We start from the raw sequence: 21,309 nt of genomic DNA on the forward strand, positions 1-21,309 counted from the left end.
CGCTGATCCAAGCAGTGAGCAAGCGACATGCTCTTCCTCCTGAATCAGCCATAGGGAATTGACATGCGAATGGCTAGCCCACCCCCTTCACGGTTGTATGCGCTGATAGAACCGCCGTGAGCGTCACAAATAGCGGAAGCAATTGACAAGCCCAACCCAGTCCCTCCCAAAGGACGGGCGCGAGAACTTTCCGCTCGCCAGAAACGGTCGAATATACGCGTCAACTGGTCATCCTCCACCCCAGGTCCCCGATCGGCAACAATCAGGTGAAGCGCACTTTCACATTGACTGACCTTTATTTCTAAGCACTGACCCTGTGCGGCGTAGCGGATCAAATTATCGATCAAAATGGAAAGGACTTGGCCAAGCCGATCTCTGTCAGCCAGCAACATTAACTCAGGCCCAACATCGACCTGGGTGATGACATTAGCCACAGCAAGTTGAGGTGATGCCCACTCAAGTCGCTCCGACACCAGCGAACTCACCGAAAATAGACTTTTCTCCATCGCTAGCTGACCCGCGCGGGCTAGAGACAATAGATGCAGGTCACCCACCAGCCGATTCAACTGATCAAGTTGGCCCTTGACAAGCATCAACTGTTGCGGATCACTGGGAAAGACCTCATCCAGCATGCCTTGCACACGCCCTGCCGCTGCATTAAGAGGTGTCCTTAACTCGTGGGCAAGTACGGCACTGGATACCCGGATCTCACGCTCGTATTGCTCGAGCTTGGCAGTCATTCTATTGAAGTCTTTCGCCAGTTTTATAATCTCGGCAGGGGCACCTGGGACGCTCGGCGCACGTACCGAAAAATCGCCCTGCGCTACCCTTCGAGCGGCACGGGCCACATCTGAAAACTGCCGAGACAGAGGGCGAGAGGCTAATAACCCGCCTAAAATAACCACGGGAATTGAGATCATGATGAATGAGGCAAGCCACAGCCAATCACGGCTCGCGATACCGGGGAGAAAGTCACGTACATCGTAATAACGTTGGAATAGCTCCCATAAGCGAGCCTCATTGTGATGCGGATCTGCGCGAAGCTCCTCGAGTTCGGGTCGTATCGTCGCGGGGATCTGCTGGGTCGTGCTGTAATCCCAAATTGCAAATCGTAGCCACATTCCAAAGGCGATACTGAAGATGACACCTAGTGCGAGCGCACTCATCCGCAAGCAGACCCAGTACCAGAGTGTCGAGCGATGTTTACGCGAAAACGGTAATTTCACTGCGCCCCCCGGAACCGGTAGCCGACGGCCCGCACGGTAACCAAAACATTGGCGACACCATTGGTCTCCAGCTTGCGACGAAGATTATGGATATGCGCGTCGATGACTCGATCTAAAGCTCCGCTCTCTGGTAAGCACGCCTCCAACAGTTCACCACGGGTAAATGCTTTGAAGGGAGCTCTCAGCAACGTCGCCAATATATTAAATTCCGTAGGCGTAAGGTCCAACACAACACTGCCCTGCTCCGGACCTTCAACATGCGCGGTAAATGTTTGAAGATCCACCAACAGCGCACCATCGCGTAGTTGATCTTTTGATATAAGACGACTGGAGTCTGTTCGGCGCAGCACAGCGACCACTCTGGCGATAACTTCTTTCGGGTTGTAAGGCTTGACTATGTAGTCATCCGCCCCATAGCGAAGTGCACCTAACTTATCAGGCTCATCACCGATTGCGGTCACCATAATGACCGGCGTGTCACCCAAACGGCGAATAGCGGAAAGAACTTCCGTGCCGCTCAACTTGGGCAGCATGACATCCAGCAACACCAGATCCGGTTTCCAGCGTGAGTGCATTTCAACACCCCGAAGACCGTCCTCAGCAATAGCCACTTCAAAACCGTCTCGGCGAAGGTAGGCCTCAAGCGTACTTGCACTCAAGGCGTCATCCTCAACCACCAGTATTCTTTTACCTACCATACGAGCCTCTTAATAAAACCTTGATAATTTCCGCAACGATTCTTGAAAGTCTGCTGCCACCATCTCACTCCAAGATAACAGCGAATGGTTGAGTTGATGGCTACTTTCTTACCAACAGAGAATCAGACCGGTTTCTTCCGACGCAGTGTGATACTGGTATTCGGGGTGCTGCTCCCTGTAGTCATCAGTCTATCTGCTTGTTCACTGGCACCAACGTACCAGCGACCTGAAGCACCGATTCCAGCACGATTTGACAGCTCGACTGTTCCCACTTCGAAGGTTCCGGAAGGACGATCGGAGCCGCTCTCTCCCCAGGAACACCTTTTTCTTACGGCGTTTTCGACAAGCGATGATCTTGTCCCGCTCGTCGAACGTGCTTTGGCTAACAATCGTGACTTTAAAGTCGCAACGCTCCAGGTCGAACAAGCACGCGCGCTAAATCGAATTGATCGTGCACAGCAGTTACCCAGCGTGAACGCCTCAGTCCAACGCTTCCGGCAGAAATTCAATGATCCCAGCCTCGACGCTCGCTACGGACAGAAATTGAGTGCTGCGACCATTGGTACATCGGATTTCGAGCTGGATTTCTTTGGCAGGGTTCGCAGTCTTTCCGACGCATCCAGGCATCGGTATCTGGCCAGTGCTCAAGGACAACGCGCGTTTCGCGGTGCTCTGATTTCAGAAGTTCTACGTGCCTATGTCATTGACCGCGCAGCAGCGGCTCAAGCGCAACAACTGCAAAACGCATATCTCGATACGCTGACCCTGCTCAATCTGGCCAAACGCCAACAAGACGTTGGGACATTATCTGAAGATGAAGTGAACCTGCAACGCAGCGACACCGAACACTCACACACAACCATGCAGCAGGCTCAAACCGACGCGGCTGCCGCACGAAATGCGCTGCAGTTGCTGACTGGCTACGCCGGCGCGTCCCCTGCGGGCAAGGTCGAAGAATTGGCCAACCCGAATGAGTCGCTCGACTGGTTGAATTCTTTGCCCTCTGAGGTACTGCTTGAACGTCCCGACATCCTTCAGGCAGAGGAGCAGCTACGGGCCTCCAATGCTGACATCGGCGCAGCCAGAGCCGCGTTCTTTCCATCAGTTACGTTGAGTACCTCATTGGGTACTGCCAGCGATGGTCTGGGAAACCTATTCGATGCAGGTGGCCGCGTTTGGACCTTCATTCCTCAAATCACGCTGCCCATTTTCAATCATGGCCGTAACAGCGCCAATCTCGATCTGGCACAGCTACGTAAACAGGCGGCTGTGGCCGACTACGAAAGAACCGTGCAATCAGCGTTCCGAGAAGTATCCGATGTGCTCACAGCCCGCAACGCGCTGATTGAACGAGTGCGCAGCGAGCGTGGACTGGGGATCATAGAGGATGAACGTGTTCGGCGAGCGACTGCGCGCTTCGACGCAGGATGGGAGGACCAACCGCGGCTGTTGTCGGCACGCCTGCGGCTCCACCGAACCCGCATCGACGGTATTTTCGCGCAACGGGACTTAGCCCTCAATCGTATCGCCCTTTTCCACGCCTTCTATGGCGTAAGCATGAACGCTCCAGCAACGTTAGGAAAAAAATCATGAAAAAACTTTCTGCATACGCATTACGACGCTCTGTTGCCCAAGTGTTCTACGGTTCGGTGATGTCCTTGCCGCTGGCTCTTCAGGCGCAGGCTGAAACAGCTGCAATCACCGACAGCATCTTTGGGGGCGAAACTCAAGCCAGCGTCGGTGTCGGTGTTGCTGGTGGGCCCCGCTACATGGGCTCAAAGGATTACCGGAGTGTACCGGTTCCGGTTCTCTCGCTAAGCCGTGGCATTTTTTTTGTTGATACCTATCGAGGGCTAGGCTTGCAATGGCAGTCGCCTTCCGGCTTCTACATCAGTCAGTCATTTTTCTACGACGCTGGCAGGGATGATCGCAATAGCGACTTCAGACCTGGGGCTAACCGACTCTCAGGCATGGGCGAGGTCGACAGCACAGCCACCAGTATTCTGTATCTAAGTCAGCAATTGACGCCGTGGCTCTCGGTCAATGGCGAAGCTGAATTTGCGCTGGATGGCGGAGAAAGGGGCACACGCTATCGCGCCGGGCTCGAAGCGACGGTATTGAACCAGTCAAGAGACATCATTGTGCTTGGGCTTGACGTCCGAGCTGCTGATCATCGCTACAACCAGGCCTACTTCGGCGTAACTGGTCAGCAATCTCAGCAATCGAGGTTTACCTCATTTACCCCTGGAGGCGGCCTGAATCAGTACTCTCTGAACGCGAACTGGACTCATAAATTTGACGAAAACTGGTCAACGTATGTGCTGGTAACCGCATCGGAATTGGGCGGAAAAGTTGAGGACAGCCCTCTGATCGAACGCAAAGGCGCACTGAGCGCCGTTACCTCCATCAGTTATACGTTCTGACCCCGCTAGACGGCGGTCGCTTAACTATCAAACATCGGGAATACATGTCGTGATCCATGCCCCTCGCGCGCCTTTTGTACCGTTACTAATGATGTTAAGTCTAATTGCGGGATGCGGCAGTTCAACGCCGCCCCCACAAACCCCACCCCGTTCGGTGAAGGTTGAAACCGTACGTGATAGCCAGGGCAATCGCCTTCCTATCACGGGCAGGATTCGGATTGAACAACGCGCTGATCTGAGCTTTGAAGGTTCAGGCCGTATAGCCTCCATTGCCGTGGATGTCGGCGATACGGTTCGGCGCGGACAAACACTTGCACGGCTTGATCCAGAGCCTGCACAACTCAAACTACAACAGGCGCGTGCGGACGTGAGCGCCGCCAACGCGCAAAAAGCCGAACGAGAGCTGAATTTCCGCCAGCAACAAGCATTGTTTGATGATCGGGTGATCTCACCCGCGACCCTCGCCGCTGCTCGCGCAGCCTACCTGAGTGCCAAAGAGCAGTTGGACAGCGCAAAGGCTACAGAAGCGCTGGCCAGTCGAGCCGTGCGCACCAGCGCCATTGTGTCGCCATTTAATGGACGCATCGTCGCTCGTTCAGTTCAACCTTTCGTAGATGTGACAGCAGGACAAAGCGTGCTTCAGATTGAGGGCGCCGAGAAGGCTGAAGTCGTCGGCATGCTTCCTGCGGCGTTGGTCACTACACTCAAGCCAGGAGATGTCGCATCGGCCTATACAAACGCAAACCCTGCGCACGCCATCTCCATCCGATTGGAAAGCCTGTCCAGCCGCCTGGAGAATGGCGCGCTGGTTCAAGCCATATTCCGTCCAGTCGAACCAAGCAGCGAACTGCGCAGCGGCGAGACGGTGCTAATTACGTTGCCAATAACGCAAGCGCGTGCGCCTTCTGTGCCGGTGACAGCACTTATCCCGCAAACAAATAGCAAACAAGCAAGTGTCTTTGTGTACGACGCAGGCACTGGCAAGGTCAGCCGTCGCGAGATCACCCCCGAAACGGTGGAAAACGGTCGAATACTCGTACATGACGGCATTGCCGTCGGCGAAACCGTCGTGGTCGCAGGCGCTGCATTCCTGGTTGATGGTCAGGCGGTACGTCTGTATCAACCCGCCACACACATTGGCCGAGACAAAGCCTTATGAACCTGACTCGAAGCGCACTCGGCGCGAGCCGGCTGACCTTATTTACCGCACTGCTAATTTTGATAGGCGGGGTATTGACGTTTCTGCGGTTTCCCTCCCAAGAAGAGCCAACGATCACCATTCGTGACGCGCTCGTTGCAATTTATTTTCCGGGTATGCCGGCAGAGCGCATAGAAAATTTGCTCGCCAGACCGACCGAAGAAAAGTTACGTGAACTGGCGGGCATCAAAAAGATCATCACAACCGTGCGCCCCGGAAGCGCGATGATTCAGATCACTGCCTACGACCAGGTCAAAGACCTTAGTGCGCTATGGCAGCGTGTACGCGCTAAGGCGAACGAGGCAGCTGCAGGGTACCCGCAGGGCAGCCTGGGGCCGTTTGTTGATGATGATTTCGGCCGCGTGGCCGTGGCGTCCGTCGCAGTTACCGCGCCCGGCTTCAGCATGAGCGAAATACGCGAGCAACTTAAAAATACTCGTGAGCAGCTCTACGCATTGCCAGGCGTTGAACGTGTCTCTATATACGGCTTGCAAGAAGAACGCATCTACCTGGAATTTGACCGCCAGCGCCTGGCTGGCCTCGGGCTGAGTCCCAATGCTGTACTGGAGCAACTGCGTACTCAAAACGTTGTGACGCCTGGAGGACTGCCCTCTGTTTCCGGATCAGCTTTCACCGTGATGACTACCGGTGAGATGCGAACTCAGGACGACCTGCGTCGCTTTCTGATCTCCGCACCGAGGGGCAATGACACAACAGTTGTGGCGTTGGGTGAATTGGCAGACGTTCGTTTGATGCCAGCCGATCCGCCGGAAACGGCGGCAATTTATGAGGGGCAACCGGCCGTCGTACTTGCCGTTTCGATGGCATCCGGCCAGAACATCGCAGCTTTCGGCCTCCAATTACGCCAACGATTGAACGAAATCGCCAAACAACTACCGGCCGGTTTTTCCCAACACGTCGTGACCTTCCAGGCCGACGTGGTTCAGCGTGAAATGGGCAAGATGAATAGCGTGATGGCCGAGACGGTCATTATCGTGATGGCTGTGGTGATGTTGTTTCTGGGCTGGCGCACCGGGCTTGTGGTGGGGGCAATCGTGCCGCTAACCATTCTCGGGTCATTAATTGTCATGAGCGCGCTGAAGGTCGAACTGCAAACGGTGTCCATCGCAGCGATCATCATCGCCCTGGGACTTCTGGTGGATAATGGCATTGTGATTGCCGAAGACATCGAACGACGTCTTCAGGCCGGAGAGGAACGTCGCTCTGCTTGCATAGAGGCAGGGCGTACGCTAGCGATTCCCCTATTGACTTCATCTTTGGTTATTGTGTTGGCGTTTTCACCTTTTTTCCTAGGGCAGACCAGCACAAATGAGTACTTGAGATCACTTCCGATAGTGCTCGCTGTAACGCTGCTGGGGTCGTGGGTATTGAGCCTGACGGTGACACCCTTGTTATGCCTTTACTTTGCCAAAGCTCACGCCCCAGCAGACAATAATCAGGCAGCCTACGATTCAAAACTGTATCGGGGCTATCGACGCGTTATCCAAGCGCTTATGCTCCATAAACTGATGTTCATTGCCGTGATGCTGGTTATGCTGACTGGAGCCGTTGCGGTACTCGCGTCCCTCCCCTACAGTTTTTTGCCTGAATCAGATCGGCTGCAATTTCAGATGCCATTGACGCTAGAACCGGGTACCGATTCTCGTCAGACACTGCAGACCGTCAAGGACATCAGCAACTGGCTAGCGAATGACCAGGAAAATCCAGAAATTGTCGACAGCATCGGCTACGTCTCAGACGGTGGCCCACGCATCGTACTGGGATTAAATCCACCGCTGCCTGCGACGAACGCCGGCTACTTCACCATCAGTGTGCGCCAAGGCAGCGACATGGATGCGGTGATCGCTCGTGTGCGCAACCATATGCTTGAGGCGTACCCGCAAGTGCGTGCTGAGCCAAAACGATTTTCGCTGGGCACCACCGAGTCTGGAAAAGCGGTCTATCGTATCAGCGGACCGGACGAGACCGTATTACGTGCAGCGGCCGACCATATAGCTAAGGCTTTGCATGGTCTGCCAGGCACGGTCAACGTGCAGGACGATTGGGATGCTCGAATCTCACGTTACGAAGTGGTGGTTGACCAGGTGCGCGCCCGACGCGCTGGCGTGACTAGCGCCGATGTCGCTCAAGCGTTACAGACTCGATACTCAGGCGCACAGGTGTCTCAGATCCATGACGATGACACGACAGTGCCTATCATGCTGCGTGGGTCGATGACTGAGCGTGACCAAGCTGAAGACGTGGGTAGCACATTGATCTACCCGCAAGCGAACGGCTCGCCGGTTCCGCTGGCGGCTGTAGCGCAGGTGACACTCAGTTCGGAGCCCTCTGCGATTCAGCGTCGGAACTTAAACCGGACCATTACCATCTCAGGCCGTAATCCCGAACTGACGGCGGCGACCCTAGTCGCGCAGATTGCACCTAAGGTGGCAGAGTTTAAACTTCCACCTGGGTATCATATGGAAATCGGCGGGGAGATGGAGGAGTCCGCTGAGGCCAATGAGTCGTTAGTGCAATATATGCCAGTTGCCGTATTGTCGATGTTGTTACTGTTCGTCTGGCAATTCAACTCGTTCCGAAAACTGCTGATCATCGTTGCCAGTATCCCATTTGTACTGATTGGCGCCGCGCTGGCATTGGTGGTGACCGGCTATCCGTTTGGATTTATGGCCACATTTGGATTGCTGTCCTTGGCAGGGATCATTGTGAATAACGCGGTGCTGCTGCTTGAGCGAATCGAGGTGGGTGTCGCCGAAGGCCAATCCCGTCACGATGCTGTCCTGACGGCAGCAGTAGAACGGCTAAGGCCTATCTTGATGACCAAACTGACCTGCATTGTCGGACTGATCCCGTTGATGATGTTTGCCGGCCCTTTGTGGACAGGCATGGCGATCACGCTAATTGGTGGTTTGGCACTCGGCACCTTAGTTACATTAGGGTTGATCCCAGTGTTGTATGACCTGCTTTTCGCGGGCGCCATCGGGGAGCGGATCACCAACAAGGAGAAAGAACAGCACGTTTAGACATGGAAGCGTCCGACTGAGGACGCCTTCCCGGCGCTGGGCGATACCGGGCGTCGGTCGCAACCATTTTTCGATGTGACCGATGTCTCGCCGACGGGCCCAGCCTTGAGCGAGAGTACGGATGATTACCATTGGAAGTAATGCTCCGACGAAACGCCGGCGCTATTGCAACCGATCGGACGCTCTTCACGCCACTTCAGCGCAGATTGAACTGCATGAGCGGCGCTAGACGAGCTTTCCCCTCTGTCGTAGCGTTGCGTTCCATTGGGCAAAGACTGTGAAGGGAGAAATCACATGAGCACCACAAGAAAATTCGTGATGGTTTTGTCTGCCGTGGGCATTTAGGGCGGATGCGCCGTAACAACTCTGACACTCTCGCTCGCAAACCCATGAGCACGCTTGAGCAGGATCGGCAATTGGTCACCATGGGGATTTTTCGGCCATCTGTTTTGGAAACTGATGCCGAATTGGAGAAGATTTCGCCTAACAGTCCTAGAGCCCTACAACCGCTGAGACAAAAGCTTGCGGCCACTCAGCTACAGCAGAATAGACTTCAAGCAGAGGAAGCCTTACACCCGCCAGCTACAGCCACTTCGCAACCGGAAGACCAACAACAGCGCATGTGTTCTTTGAATAATAGGGCCGCCGTATATTTAGTGCCTTGCTAAAGCATTCTGCGCACAGTTCCTGCGAACGCGGGTTAGAGTGACTCACGCTGGTACGCCCTGCTAAGGCCCGAAGCCTGACCAAGTAAGTGTAGAGCTTAAACAGCTACAGTGTGTCCTACAACTCCCCACATCGCTCCAGGGCTGGATCAGGCCGATGCCGATCAATTCGCGGAGTCGAGATACTGAGTGTGGATTACCCGCTGCATTCGGATCCGATGCACGTTGACTTGTCTATCTCCGACCTGATGGCGGGCCTCTGCGACAAAAAGGCCTATCCAGCGAGACCTAGGATGTTCACCTTGCTCAGAACGATGAGCTCAAAACCGGGCGCTAATCACAGATTAATCAATATCTATTGCCTTTAGGCGATCTATTACGTTGATCAACTGCTCCACCTCGACCATAAGCTTCACGGCATCATGGGGATGGCCTGAGCGTTTAAGATTGAACGCTAGCTCAGCAAGCCGCTCGGCATACAATTCAAGCTTGCTGAGGATAAGCGAGCGCTCGAACGTGGACGTTTGGGCCATCACAGCACCTTTTTTATTATCATGGCCTCTCAAATTAGGCCGAGCCCATTAATAAACGGTCGAGTTATTGTGAATTTTTCGTTAAGACGTCAATTTTTATAAAAAAAATACTGTTCTCGCCAAAAAACACTCCAACCAATTGATTCATAATGATATATCAAAAATAGACCGAAGCAGCCGTACTAATAACTGTTGCGGCGGCATGGCGAATGGCTGCGCTGGAGCAACAGCTCTCAGGCTCAGAGAGCTGTGGATAGCCTCCACGCTATTCGAATATAGATTTCGCCTAATGAGACTGGGGTACATGCTTAAGGTCCCAGTCCGTGTCAAGCAACTAAGTGCAGACATAACGGCCAGCGATCAGTAGTCCAAGTCTTATCTGCCAAAGGGTCGCATTTGAATATCACTACAGATTGATCGACCACTCATCATCTAAGTCTCTGAATATCCGGCCATTGATAAGAAATTGATAGACTCTTCATACAATCTTGATAAATAGATGACAAGCTAGAGGCACAAGTAGTAAAAAACCGTTTTAGCGGCCACTTGCCTAATAAATAGGAGTAATCCTATTTATTAGGCAAGTGGCCGTCCGCCATAGACATTTTCTCCTTTGGGGCTATGGCGTTTTTCTCCTGCAGTTGTCGCCTTAGGCCTGGGCTGCCAAGCCCTGTCGGCAACTTTAGTGCTGGATCGTAGATTTCATGACCTAGCTAGCACCTATCAGAAGAAGGATCTTCACCTAACCCCCATTGAACGCCAGTACCGTCTACGGGCCACTCACTAGCCATGCTAGGCAGTACATCAAGCGAGCGGGTTCGTTTAAGTCAGTTGTTAGCAGGAAGCGCGTATCTTCTAAAACGAATGTGAGACCTAACGATGCATACCCGTCTACCATCCAAAAAAAAGGCCTTGGGCACGGAGATAAAGCGATGTCAGAAACGCATAGTGGTGATAGTGATACGCAGCTGCAGATCACGGCTGCGCTCTAAGCTACATAGATGGCGAGGTCCGCATTATCGTCAGTTTTCCGTTCCAGGCAGGTAGCAACGGGAAGGAGGTCGATTTATGTATGAGTCCCTACAAGTCATCGCCGCCATCGCGGCCGCCAACCAGTTTTTTGATGACTTGTGCCAGTTGGTGGACGATAGAGAAGAGCTGCCCCTTTTACGACCTCAGGTCGAAGCATATCGCTGGAAGGCCCTCAATCATGCGGGAGCGGTGAACACATATCATCAAATGCGAGGGTTCCTGTGTGGTCTGATGGTCTCCGAAATATTGGACGTTGAACAAGGCCGGCACCTGCATCAGCGCCTCGAAAATAGTTATGACGGTGGATGGAGTTGATGAGGGCTCCAGCCAGCAGGAGAGACAGCTGAGAGGTAAAAATAGTTGCGATATCGTGTCCATCCTTAGTTTTGTTTTGCGATGTCCTAACCGTCCTGTGAGGGGAACGGCTCGGCATTCTTAGAATAGCCACCCCTCACATACCGCCTGAAAAAACGCATCAGGACGACAGAAATTGTGACTTATCAGGGAATATAGGACAGCAACCGCATGGAAGCCTAGATCAAATGTTGGATCTTTAGACGTTACCTAGCGGGTCTGCCCTTTGATAACAGGGCTACCTCTATGTACGATCTCAATAGCTTCCGCTCGATTGAAAAGCTGTTCTATAGTCCCATCGAAGCAGCAATACGCTGGTGCGATCTTATTGCTCATGAGGCTCAGATTCTGGAGTCAACATGGGACAGCCCAGGGCAAATTATCCACGGTTTTCCACAATGGCCATGCTTGCACATCAACACAGAAAAAATTCTGGATGCCATTCGAAACCACGAACTACCTTACGGAGCTCTGGGAACTACGGTTGCACCAGGTACTCCCGTCGATATTAAATTACTGACTGTCAGGCATTCGGATTTAAAGCGGTGGATGTTTCACTACCATCCAGATCAGCGCCCCACCTTCCTTTTCAGCCCAGTTGCCGCCGATCAGGTTGCGATCCATTACAGCACCTACTTGATATTACAAGCAGATCGGGACGCCTTACAGGTGCAGTTAAAGGCAACCGAGAAACACCTCCAAACGCTGATCGATGAGCTCAAAGCAGCTGGGCTGGAGCGCGAGAATCTGCGCGTGCTTGCCGAAAACAAAGAGCAGGTCAGTAACCAAAGCAAAGCGAGCTACCTGAATGTAATTGGAGCGCTGGTAAATACCATACTGGGATCGTCCTCAACAGGAAGAAAGCACTCTATATTCGATAGCCAGGCTTCCATCGTCGACTCCATAACCGCGTATTACGACGGAGTACCAGGGCTGAGCAAGCGATCGTTGGATGAGAAATTTGCGGCCGCAAAACGTAGTCTCGCCCAAGCCAAAAGATGAGGGTTGCACCGCAATCACCGACGTTGCATTGCAATGACCGGCAGTGTTTTTTGGTATTGAATCCAGGTCACTTCCCACCCAACGCCATCTGGCTCTAGGAGTGACCACCATGTCCCATCAATCCTCCCCCACCGTTGCTGCGACGCCAAAACAAATCGAACGTCATATCATGCGGCGCGACGAGGTAGAGCGTAAAACCGGTTTCAAGCGTGCCCACATCTACAACTTGATGAAGGAAGGTAAATTTCCTCAGGCTAGACGCATTGGCATGCGTGCGGTCGGCTGGGACTCGCTGGAGATTGAGCAGTGGGTCGTTGAACGCTTAGATAAACTGGCCTGATGCCATGCGTGTGATTTCGGTGGTCTCCACCAAAGGTGGGGTAGGCAAAACCACAATAGCCGCCAACCTTGGCGGTCTATTGGCAGATGCGGGTCTGCGTGTTCTGCTACTCGATCTGGATAGCCAACCCACCCTCTCCAGCTATTACGCCTTGAGTCAGAAGGCTGATGTGGGTGCGTACGAGTTCATCGCATTCAACTTAACAACCCCTGCGCAGTTCATTTCCAAGACAGTGATTACAGGACTTGACCTGATCCTATCCAACGATGACCAAGGCCGACTTGGCTCACTGTTAATACACGCCCCGGATGGACGGCTGCGGCTGCGCAATCTGTTAAGTATATTGCGCCCCCATTATGACCTGCTGTTGATCGACACGCAGGGTGCACGCAGCGTCCTGCTGGAGGTGGCCCTATTAGCCTCCGATCTCGCCCTTTCCCCTATCACTCCGGAAATGCTCGCGGCCCGCGAACTGCGCCGCGGTACCTTGAAGCTGCTCAGTGAGCTCGAACCGTTTAGTCACCTGGGCATTTCGCCGCCACCCTTGCGGCTATTGCTTAACCAAGTGAACGCCAATCGGGTAGACAGCCGGATGATCATCAATGGCCTGCGTGAAAGCTTCGCTAAGGTGACCAACATCTCAGTTCTAGACACCGTAGTTCCAGACCGAGTGGCTTATCTCAATGCCGCCTCCCTTGGTCTACCAGCCCACCGTATCGAGACTCGCCAGTCACGTGAACGACGCTCGTCCTCAGCATTGGAAACCATGCAAGCGCTGGCTATTGAGTTGTTTCCGGAATGGCGCGAAGCGATTTCTAGGTTGAGTAGATACGCAGAGGTTCGATAAGGCGAATTCCGAAGACGGTATTTTGTTTGTTCAACCTTGAGGCCAACAGCGTTTGGCGAGGAGTCTTTGGATGTTGGATCAGTTTCCCATCATCGTTCAGCCATCCATTCGGCAAGATCATCCACCTAGTGAAGAGTACTGCACTGTGGTCTTTCGCCTGCAGCGTGGGCGCTCGGCCATGGGTTGGTTTCTCGCGAAACTGTCTCGGTATTTCGAAGGTTCGGGAACAGCCGAGATCGTTAAGTTTGAGGTCGGTGACCATTTGCGTAACCGGCGTTAACTGAGGCTGTTCAAATGAAGAAGCTCAGTCAGGAGGAGATCACCGACAAACTGCACCAGGACCATTTTCCTCGGGGTCCAGAACTGGAGCGACTATCCGATCCAGTCATCGACACCCCTATGCTGGTCACGCTGGAGCAGTTGCGGCCCTACGAGCACAACCCACGCTTCATCCGCAATCCGCTTTATGACGATATAAAAGCCTCGATCCGTGAACGCGGGCTGGATCAACCACCGCCGATTACCCGCCGCCCGGGTGAAACCTATTTCATCATCCGCAACGGCGGTAATACGCGATTGGCGATTCTCGGCGAGCTGTGGCAGGAAACCCGCGACGAGCGCTTCTTTCGCATTCATTGCCTGTTCCGGCCCTGGAGCAATGAAGTCACCACCCTACTCGGCCATCTGGCCGAAAGCGATCTGCACGGCCAACTCACTTTCATCGAACGTGCTCTGGCAGTAGCCAAACTCAAAACCATGCTCGAATCAGATGGAGCAACGCTCTCGCAACGCGAGCTGGCGCGACGTCTTGCCGCTGGGGGCTACCCCATTTCACAGTCACACATCAGCCGGATGCTCGACACCCTCGAATACCTACTGCCCGCCATCCCACATACCCTGTATGCCGGATTGGGTAAACCCAAAATTGAACGCGTGATCGCTCTGCGTAGCCAGGCTGAACAAACCTGGAATCGTTATCCGACTGACGCCATTGCGTTCCCCGAGTTTTGGCTCGACACCCTGGGCCAATTTGATGCCGACCCCGAGTCCTTTGATCTTGAGCGAGTCCAAGATGAACTGCTCGAACGCATGAGCCGCTTACTCGGACAGTCCCTAAATCGTAAATCGCTGGTCGGTTGCCTCTTTGCCGTCGGCTTGATGGGTGGACTCTCGTCCGTGGCGCTGGCAGTCGAAGATAGTAGTGTTCATTCACCTGCTACTCCTGCGGAAGCAACGAGCAAGCCTGCAACTGCGACAAACGAATCAAAGCCCGATCACGGATCAATGGATCACAGCAAGATGAGCCATGAGTCGATGGATCATGACCAAAAAACCAAAAAGGCAGATTGAGATCATGACCAGTAAGTTTTTATGCCCAACGTTGATAGCACTGGCAGTCTCTACCAGTCCTGCTTTCTTTGTCGTGGTTCACGCCGCTGAAGAGATGGATCACTCCAAGATGGACCACGGCTCAATGGGAGCTATGGACCATAGCAAGATGGCGGCAATGGATCACAGCAAGATGAATATGGATGACGGGCAAATGGACGGAATGGAAAGTATGGATGGAGGGGCGACTGCGACCAGTCGAACCCCAGTCCCCGTACTTACCGACGCCGACCGTGCAGCCGCCTTTCCAGATGTCGCTGGTCATGGTGTCCACGACAAAAAACTCAACTCCTTCATGCTACTGGATAAATTTGAGTACCAGGATGCTGACAACGGTAGTGCATTGGCCTGGGATGCAAAAGGATGGATCGGCGGTGACGTTGATCGACTGTGGTTGCGCTCGGAAGGCGAACGTACCAATGGCGTGACGGAGAGCGCTGAATTATCCGCGCTCTGGGGGCACTCCATCGGACCATGGTGGGACGTCGTCACCGGTGTACGACAAGATTTCAAACCAGGGTCTCCTCAAACCTGGGCCGCACTTGGCATTCAGGGCATGGCCCTCTATAACTTCGAGGCCGAAGCGACTGCCTACATCGGTGAGAACGGTCAAACCGCTGCTCGATTGGAAGGCGACTATGACATTCTGCTGACCAATCGCCTGATCTTGCAGCCGACGGCCGAAGCCAATTTTTACGGAAAAAATGATCCTCAGCGCGGCATTGGGTCTGGATTGGCAAACACCGAAGTAGGGCTCCGATTGCGTTATGAGATTGTTCGCCAATTTGCCCCTTACATCGGGGTTAGCTGGAGCCGCTCCTACGGCAATACGGCAGACCTGGCCAGCGATGAAGGGGAGGATGCGAACGAGGCGCGATTTGTCGCCGGTATTCGGATGTGGTTTTAAGAGCCTGACATGAAAAGAACATTGAAAACATTGACTGCTGCCGGGGTGGTTGCCGCAATAACAGGTGCCGGCGTGGTTTATTTTGGTGTGATCAATGTTGGGGCGGATGAACCACATTCCGATCCCGTTTTAGCCCTACTTTCCACCGCTCGGGACCGCTCGATCGAAGTGCGCTCACGCGACATTAAAGTCCCCGACCTGAGCGAAGAAGCTCTCATCCGCGCAGGTGCTGGCAACTACAACTCTATGTGCATCGGTTGCCATCTGGCTCCGGGTATTGCAGGAACCGAGTTAAGCAATAGCCTTTACCCTGCACCTCCAAATCTTTCAAAACTGGGCGTTGATGGAAACCCTGCCGCAGCTTTCTGGATCATCAAGCATGGAATCAAATCCACAGGCATGCCCGCTTGGGGTAAAAGCATGGCCGATCCCTACATATGGGGAATGGTCGCTTTTCTCCAGCAATTGCCTTCATTGGATGCAGAGCAATACAAAGCTCTAGCAACCAGCAGCGGTGGTCATCAACACGGTGGCGGCGAGAGCAAAATGCATAACCATGAAGGCCAGCATGAGGGCCAAAAAGGGGCTATCGCGGGGCATCATGATGCGGGTGCAGCCGAAGAGATAGCCGAGGCAGGCGACCATCATGGCGAGAAAAACAGCGCTCATGCCCATGAGGCGGCCGCAGCGCCTTCTCAGGATGAAAGTACCGAACACGCCCATCCTCAAGCTGTGGAGGCTTCACATGACGCCCCTGCAACTCCGGCCACTCAGCCAAAAACTCATACCCACGCTGATGGGAAGGAACATACCCATGCGAAATAACTTTCTTCGTCCCGGTCGGGCACTTCGCCTCGCTGCATTTGCGGCTCTGTTTATCAGTTCAACTGGTCATGCAGCAGAGTCGTTGACGATCGACGTCCATCGTGACGCTAACTGTGGATGCTGCAAGAAGTGGATCAAGCACCTTGAAGCTAACGGCTTCACCGTCGTTGATCATGTAGAAACCAACATGAGCGCGGTCAAGCAGGATCTCGGTGTTGCTCCACGACTCTCGTCCTGCCACACAGCAATGATCAATGGAAAGTTTGTTGAAGGTCACGTGCCCGCCGAGCAAATCATTGCGATAAGCAAACGTGATGACCTGCTTGGGATTGCCGTTCCAGGCATGCCGGCCGGCTCCCCAGGAATGGAAGTGGACGGGAAACATGACGCTTATAAGGTCATCGGCTTGTCCAAAGCAGGCGCAGACCAGGTCATTGCTGAATACCCCGGAAAATAATCTAGCCCCTCAATCCTGTCCCTGCATGGTTAGCGACATAGCCATGCAGCGGGACAATACTGTCCATTTCGCGCTCAGCAACACGCCAAGACAATGAGCTACTGTTGGCCGCCTCTCCTGCTGTTCCCCTCAGCCCCACGCTATAACGCCCTCAACTAAACGATGCGCACGCAGTCGAAGTGAACATCGACGATGACTCTGCACCTTCAGTCTCAGTTATGAATGGAGTTGCCTGTCAACGGATCAAAAGATCCTAGATGGCAGGTTTAGCGGGGCGAACACAGGTACTGACAACAGAACGTCCCGCCCTTATGTCAATCCACATAAAAAAAGGCGCCACTAGGGCGCCTAAGCCGCCTCCCAAACCAAAGGAGAAACAAGGAGACGGGGTGTACCTGGTAGTCGAACAATTGGTGCCGCAGGTTATTGCTCGTTAAAGTAGTTGCAGTGGGTACTCGACAATCAGTCGGACCTCGTCCAAATCAGATTCGAAATCGGTAGCACGTGTGGTTGCTTGGCGAACACGCAGTGACATGTCCTTCAGAGAGCCTGACTGGATGATGTACTTAGCCTCAATGTCTCGCTCCCACCGCTTTTGGTCTTGCAAGGGCGCTCCATCTGCTCCGCGACGCATGTACACGCTGTTCGCGTTGGAATAATCAGCGTCCCACCCCTTCGCGTAGCGAGTCATGAAGCTTAGGCCCGGAATGCCAAAAGCTTGCATATCCAGGTCATAGCGTAGCTGCAAGGATTGCTCTTTCGGTGAGTTGAAGTCGCTGTACTGGATGGAGTTATCCAGAAAAATCGAGTCCGATTGGCGCAGGTAATCAAAGTCGTCATTGCCGTTGCTGCGCTGATAGCCAACGGTCACCGTGTGGACGCCGAATTTGACCCCGGCTTTGCCACTCCAGATATTGTTATCAAAGCTGTCTAGGAGTTTTTTACCCTCGTCGACCGCGCGGTAATAATTAAATCCACCGATCAACGCGACGCTCTCTGAGAGCGGGTAGCTCAAGGAAGTGCCTGCGTAATACTGATTCCAAACATCCTTAAATTGGCTGGCGTAAAGACTCACACCAACATGCTCATTAACGGTGTAATCGCCCCCAAGGTAAGCAATCCACGGAGCATCAACAGCACCGGCATAGAAAGTCGAAAAGCCGTCACGCATGCTGCTCGAATTGGGTTGGCTCATCGCATGCAGCCGGCCCCCCTGAATGGTCAGGTCTTTAATGCTGGTATTGGTGAACGTTGCCCCCCTAAAGCTCTCTGGCAGCAGTCGAGAATCGCCATACGCCACGACAGGTGTGGATGGAAATACGTCTCCTACTTTGACCACCGTATCCATAAAGCGAGCCTTCGCGGCTCCGCCTACTTTTGAGTAAGAGTCTTCAGGTTGGCCTTTGCTGTTGTAGGGCATGACATCCACTGAGCTTCGAGTCCCCGAGCGCCCATCACCCGAATCAAGCTTGAGTCCTACCATTGCAAATGCATCAATGCCGAATCCGACGGTGCCTTGGGTAAAGCCCGAATCAAAACGTCCAATAATCCCATGAGCCCATTCTTCAGCGTAGCCATTGCCTGTAGGACTTGACTGGCCCTTTCGATAGTCACGATTGAAATAGAGATTACGATTGAGAAGGCTAAAGGTGCTTCCCTCAATGAATCCCTCAGGTTTTGGCTCAACAGCCACTGCAACTTGCCCCATGCTCATGCCAAGGGCAATGAGAGAAAGACCATAAAAGCTTTTATTGTTCATTTAACACTCCAGGCTTTAGCTTGGCAGAGTTTCTTTATGAAATATTTTTATCATTATAAAAAGCCACCGGCACATAGGAATTCCCTCTACGTGCCGGCAGACATAATTTCATACAAAAGATAACTCCAGCGTGACCTGAAAATTACTTCTATGTCAGCGACCAGCAAGCATGCTTAAAAAGCGTAAATGAATGATCTGATGTAGACATGACCTTAAGGGGCTAACTTCCATGTGGGCAGTCGGTACCCATAATCTTGTATTCCACGGTATTAAGCTTGCCCGCCGAATCTTCATAGGTCATGCGCGAAGGCGCAACACTACAGTTTTTGTTGGCCTGTGTGACACTGACCACCTTCTGAATATCGAGGTTCATACCATATTCATAATGAACAACTTCAGGGACGGCCTTACCATTTCTTAAGGCATATTGCTCCATCGCCTGTTGGTTTTCTTGCATCATCCGACCATACACGCGGTCACCGCCTCCTTCAGCCATGGCTAATGAAGATAAGGTCAAAATCGAAGCGGCGCAAAACGCTTTCACTGCTGTCATTGCTTTCATGATTTTCTCCTAAGCTCAATTTTCTGAGTTAAAGAGTAACAAGTGAAAGCTTTCAGAAAGCTGCCGCGAAGGTTACTAATGTGAAAGGTGAACCCTACTCCGCGTTTACGCTTTCAAGCCAGATGGCATTTTTGTTATCACCAAAGGATGGCAGACGCTGACGGAACACAGATGACCTCAAAAGCTTATTGGAACCGGTGGCCCCTCCCAATTCCTCGATACGCCGGTAGATCTGAGCAAGGCCTCCGCGTCGACTCCGGTTTTTTCCAGGCTTGTCAGATCCCACTCGAAGAAACTGGAAAATACCAGGAAAACCTTGCTTGCTACCGCTGAAGTCAATCTTACCGTCGAGTAATTCACCGGGAGCTTCATCCGGATGAGTTCAGAGACAGTCCATACCAAAGTTCTTAGACGGAAATGCCATACTGACTCTTGATGAATCTTTATCTGTTGATAAGTAAGGGGGAACCTCTGCTTGCGTAGATCCAGCTCATGAGGTAACGAACCTGGGAGTAGCGATTGCAAATTCCGAATGTTCACTCTCTTCGGATCTTTCGTAACTTTATATAGCTCATCTACGCCCGCTTCGATAAGGGCCGCATACGCGCCGTCTCTTGAGTCGACAGACTTTTCGACCGTAACTGCAACTTTTTTAGGTGCACGGAGTTTTGCCATTAACCATGCGTTATCATGCTCTAGAATCCATTGCGTAGGTTTGTACGCCTTCTTCCAGAGGTACTCGACATCGGCGTCGTTACGTAGCGCTAAAAGCAACTCAATTTTTTGGCGATACCTAGTTTTTTGGCTAGGATGCGATTCTTCGACTTTGGACGCTCGCGGAGAAACAGAGGCACTCAGCAGAATAGACTCATTCTTCAGAGCCTCTTCAAAGTCATCTGCACTGGAAAACAAATGAAGAGCAATGATCAAATGTCGCGCGAGCGGCATATTTAGCTGACCTTTGTCTGATTTTAGCCGGATCCATTGCTCATGCTTACCGGTGTTATAGGCTGGATCAATCTGCGACAAAAGCTCATCGCCGTAAGCGCTTTGGATGCTGTCGAATAGTTTTGCGATACCTGCATTTTTTCCGAAAATATATCCGCGTTTCTTGCATTGGCGGACGTAGCAAGAACTTAATACCGTACTGCCTATCGGAGGAATATTGCGTTGCAAGATATCGTGTGCGAACAGGGCGACTTTCTGTTCCAATTTTGAGCCCTTGCGAGTCGCTGCGCTGTTTAAGAGGCTCCAACCGCATGCGCATGGCTCAGTCAGATTGGGAAGTAGCTTCAATTTTCGGTAGAACGGGCGAGAGCACTCGGGGCAGGCATGGATCAATGCGTCGCCATGACGCCAACAGACGGCAACACCGGGTATTTGGTGAGATCGATGCCAGTAGGCAGAACCCCGATCAATCAAATCCTCCTGAACGCAGGTAGGACAAATCTTAGCCTTGCCATGGGTGGACTCTTCTCTGCGGGGCACCCGTACCACCCCGTCATAACCCAGCGGTCCTACGTTGTTCTCCGGACCCTGCTTAACCCCAAGAAAAGGTCGGTAAGCAGGAAAAGTGGTATTGCTACTGATCAGCTCTGCGAGATTGCTCTCCGATTGCCCCGGCAGTCTGTGGGCGAGCCTCTCGATCTGATTGGGTACGATGCCACCAATGCAAAAGGGTTTCGATGCGAACAAATCGCGGTAGGTTTCTGTCGCGGTTCTGTTGCCTGACAGATAGTGATATCGGGTGAGACGAGAGTGCAGCATTTCATCCGGCATCGACACGGGGAAAAACAATAGATCAGACATCATTTACCGATTAAAGGTAGGGCTCGAAGAGAATATGCATCCGGGGGCAGTATATATGCAACCCGTCAAATTCTGTATCCGGTATCGATTTGCAAATGATACCCAGCCGCTCAACTTTTAATCGTAGTGAATTCATCTAAGGAATCTCCGAACAAGTTTTCAAATGTGCTGAAATACGCCTGACCACCTGATCCGAGCCGCCTATGAGCCAGATGAGCTTTTCCGATTTCGAATACGCC

Annotated in this window: 18 protein-coding genes and 1 pseudogene; 13 read left to right on the forward strand and 6 right to left on the reverse strand. The window is 52.8% G+C overall.

Annotated elements, in window-relative coordinates:
* Positions 1–44 precede the first annotated feature (44 nt).
* Both ACZRMS_RS23705 and ACZRMS_RS23710 read right to left on the reverse strand, forming a co-directional pair.
* Positions 45–1,166: an ATP-binding protein gene (locus tag ACZRMS_RS23705; RefSeq protein WP_096143086.1), complete on the reverse strand. Its 1,122-nt coding sequence runs from the start codon at positions 1,164–1,166 to the stop codon at positions 45–47.
* Between the two features lie 56 nt (positions 1,167–1,222).
* Entirely contained in the window at positions 1,223–1,924 is a 702-nt protein-coding gene (locus tag ACZRMS_RS23710; RefSeq protein ID WP_463997320.1) for a response regulator, read from the reverse strand.
* An 84-nt stretch (positions 1,925–2,008) separates the two neighbouring features.
* On the opposite strand from ACZRMS_RS23710, the gene ACZRMS_RS23715 reads away from it, so the two are divergent.
* Genes ACZRMS_RS23715 through ACZRMS_RS23730 form a run of 4 tightly spaced genes read left to right on the forward strand, consistent with a single transcriptional unit; the run spans position 2,009 to position 8,589 of the window.
* On the forward strand, positions 2,009–3,517 hold the full coding sequence (locus ACZRMS_RS23715; protein WP_200583633.1) for an efflux transporter outer membrane subunit: 1,509 nt from the start codon (positions 2,009–2,011) through the stop codon (positions 3,515–3,517).
* On the forward strand, positions 3,514–4,347 hold the full coding sequence (locus ACZRMS_RS23720; RefSeq protein WP_096143084.1) for a MipA/OmpV family protein: 834 nt from the start codon (positions 3,514–3,516) through the stop codon (positions 4,345–4,347). The genes ACZRMS_RS23715 and ACZRMS_RS23720 overlap by 4 nt, the downstream gene beginning before the upstream one ends.
* A gap of 49 nt (positions 4,348–4,396) precedes the next feature.
* Entirely contained in the window at positions 4,397–5,506 is a 1,110-nt protein-coding gene (locus ACZRMS_RS23725; protein ID WP_143129371.1) for an efflux RND transporter periplasmic adaptor subunit, read from the forward strand.
* Positions 5,503–8,589 carry an efflux RND transporter permease subunit gene (locus tag ACZRMS_RS23730; RefSeq protein WP_096143082.1) on the forward strand — a complete coding sequence of 1,029 codons (3,087 nt, stop codon included), beginning with the start codon at positions 5,503–5,505 and terminating at the stop codon, positions 8,587–8,589. The genes ACZRMS_RS23725 and ACZRMS_RS23730 overlap by 4 nt, the downstream gene beginning before the upstream one ends.
* Before the next feature lie 1,009 nt (positions 8,590–9,598).
* On the opposite strand, the gene ACZRMS_RS23735 is transcribed toward ACZRMS_RS23730, so the two are convergent.
* Positions 9,599–9,787 carry a hypothetical protein gene (locus tag ACZRMS_RS23735; RefSeq protein WP_096143081.1) on the reverse strand — a complete coding sequence of 63 codons (189 nt, stop codon included), beginning with the start codon at positions 9,785–9,787 and terminating at the stop codon, positions 9,599–9,601.
* A gap of 1,068 nt (positions 9,788–10,855) precedes the next feature.
* Between ACZRMS_RS23735 and ACZRMS_RS23740 the strand changes: the two genes are divergently transcribed.
* From ACZRMS_RS23740 to ACZRMS_RS23780, 9 genes and pseudogenes are all read left to right on the forward strand, one after another.
* Entirely contained in the window at positions 10,856–11,134 is a 279-nt protein-coding gene (locus ACZRMS_RS23740) for a hypothetical protein (protein WP_096143080.1), read from the forward strand.
* Between the two features lie 285 nt (positions 11,135–11,419).
* Entirely contained in the window at positions 11,420–12,175 is a 756-nt protein-coding gene (locus ACZRMS_RS23745; RefSeq protein WP_169990187.1) for a coiled-coil domain-containing protein, read from the forward strand.
* Positions 12,176–12,284: 109 nt separating this feature from the next.
* The gene (locus tag ACZRMS_RS23750; RefSeq protein ID WP_070411909.1) at positions 12,285–12,515 is read left to right on the forward strand and encodes an AlpA family transcriptional regulator; all 231 of its coding nucleotides are present in this window, start codon (positions 12,285–12,287) and stop codon (positions 12,513–12,515) included.
* 4 nt (positions 12,516–12,519) lie between these two features.
* A complete protein-coding gene (locus ACZRMS_RS23755) occupies positions 12,520–13,362 on the forward strand; it encodes a ParA family protein (protein WP_096143079.1) in 843 nt (280 codons plus the stop codon).
* Between the two features lie 70 nt (positions 13,363–13,432).
* Entirely contained in the window at positions 13,433–13,642 is a 210-nt protein-coding gene (locus ACZRMS_RS23760) for a hypothetical protein (RefSeq protein WP_096143078.1), read from the forward strand.
* A gap of 14 nt (positions 13,643–13,656) precedes the next feature.
* Positions 13,657–14,493, forward strand: a pseudogene (locus ACZRMS_RS23765) (ParB family protein); the annotation flags it as partial.
* Between the two features lie 190 nt (positions 14,494–14,683).
* A complete protein-coding gene (locus ACZRMS_RS23770; RefSeq protein WP_047303452.1) occupies positions 14,684–15,658 on the forward strand; it encodes a copper resistance protein B in 975 nt (324 codons plus the stop codon).
* Positions 15,659–15,667: 9 nt separating this feature from the next.
* Positions 15,668–16,483: a c-type cytochrome gene (locus tag ACZRMS_RS23775; protein ID WP_080963950.1), complete on the forward strand. Its 816-nt coding sequence runs from the start codon at positions 15,668–15,670 to the stop codon at positions 16,481–16,483.
* Positions 16,473–16,940, forward strand: a complete 468-nt coding sequence (locus ACZRMS_RS23780; protein WP_326427862.1) for a DUF411 domain-containing protein — start codon at positions 16,473–16,475, stop codon at positions 16,938–16,940. Before ACZRMS_RS23775 ends, ACZRMS_RS23780 begins: the two co-directional genes overlap by 11 nt.
* 433 nt (positions 16,941–17,373) lie before the next feature.
* On the opposite strand, the gene ACZRMS_RS23785 is transcribed toward ACZRMS_RS23780, so the two are convergent.
* The 3 genes from ACZRMS_RS23785 to ACZRMS_RS23795 form a co-directional block, all read right to left on the reverse strand.
* A complete protein-coding gene (locus ACZRMS_RS23785; protein WP_047303454.1) occupies positions 17,374–18,699 on the reverse strand; it encodes an OprD family porin in 1,326 nt (441 codons plus the stop codon).
* A 220-nt stretch (positions 18,700–18,919) separates the two neighbouring features.
* Positions 18,920–19,252, reverse strand: a complete 333-nt coding sequence (locus ACZRMS_RS23790) for a DUF2790 domain-containing protein (protein WP_326427927.1) — start codon at positions 19,250–19,252, stop codon at positions 18,920–18,922.
* A 186-nt stretch (positions 19,253–19,438) separates the two neighbouring features.
* Positions 19,439–21,070: a TnsD family Tn7-like transposition protein gene (locus ACZRMS_RS23795; RefSeq protein WP_230679714.1), complete on the reverse strand. Its 1,632-nt coding sequence runs from the start codon at positions 21,068–21,070 to the stop codon at positions 19,439–19,441.
* Positions 21,071–21,309 lie beyond the last annotated feature (239 nt).

Source organism: Pseudomonas sp. B424 (genome assembly GCF_055408345.1).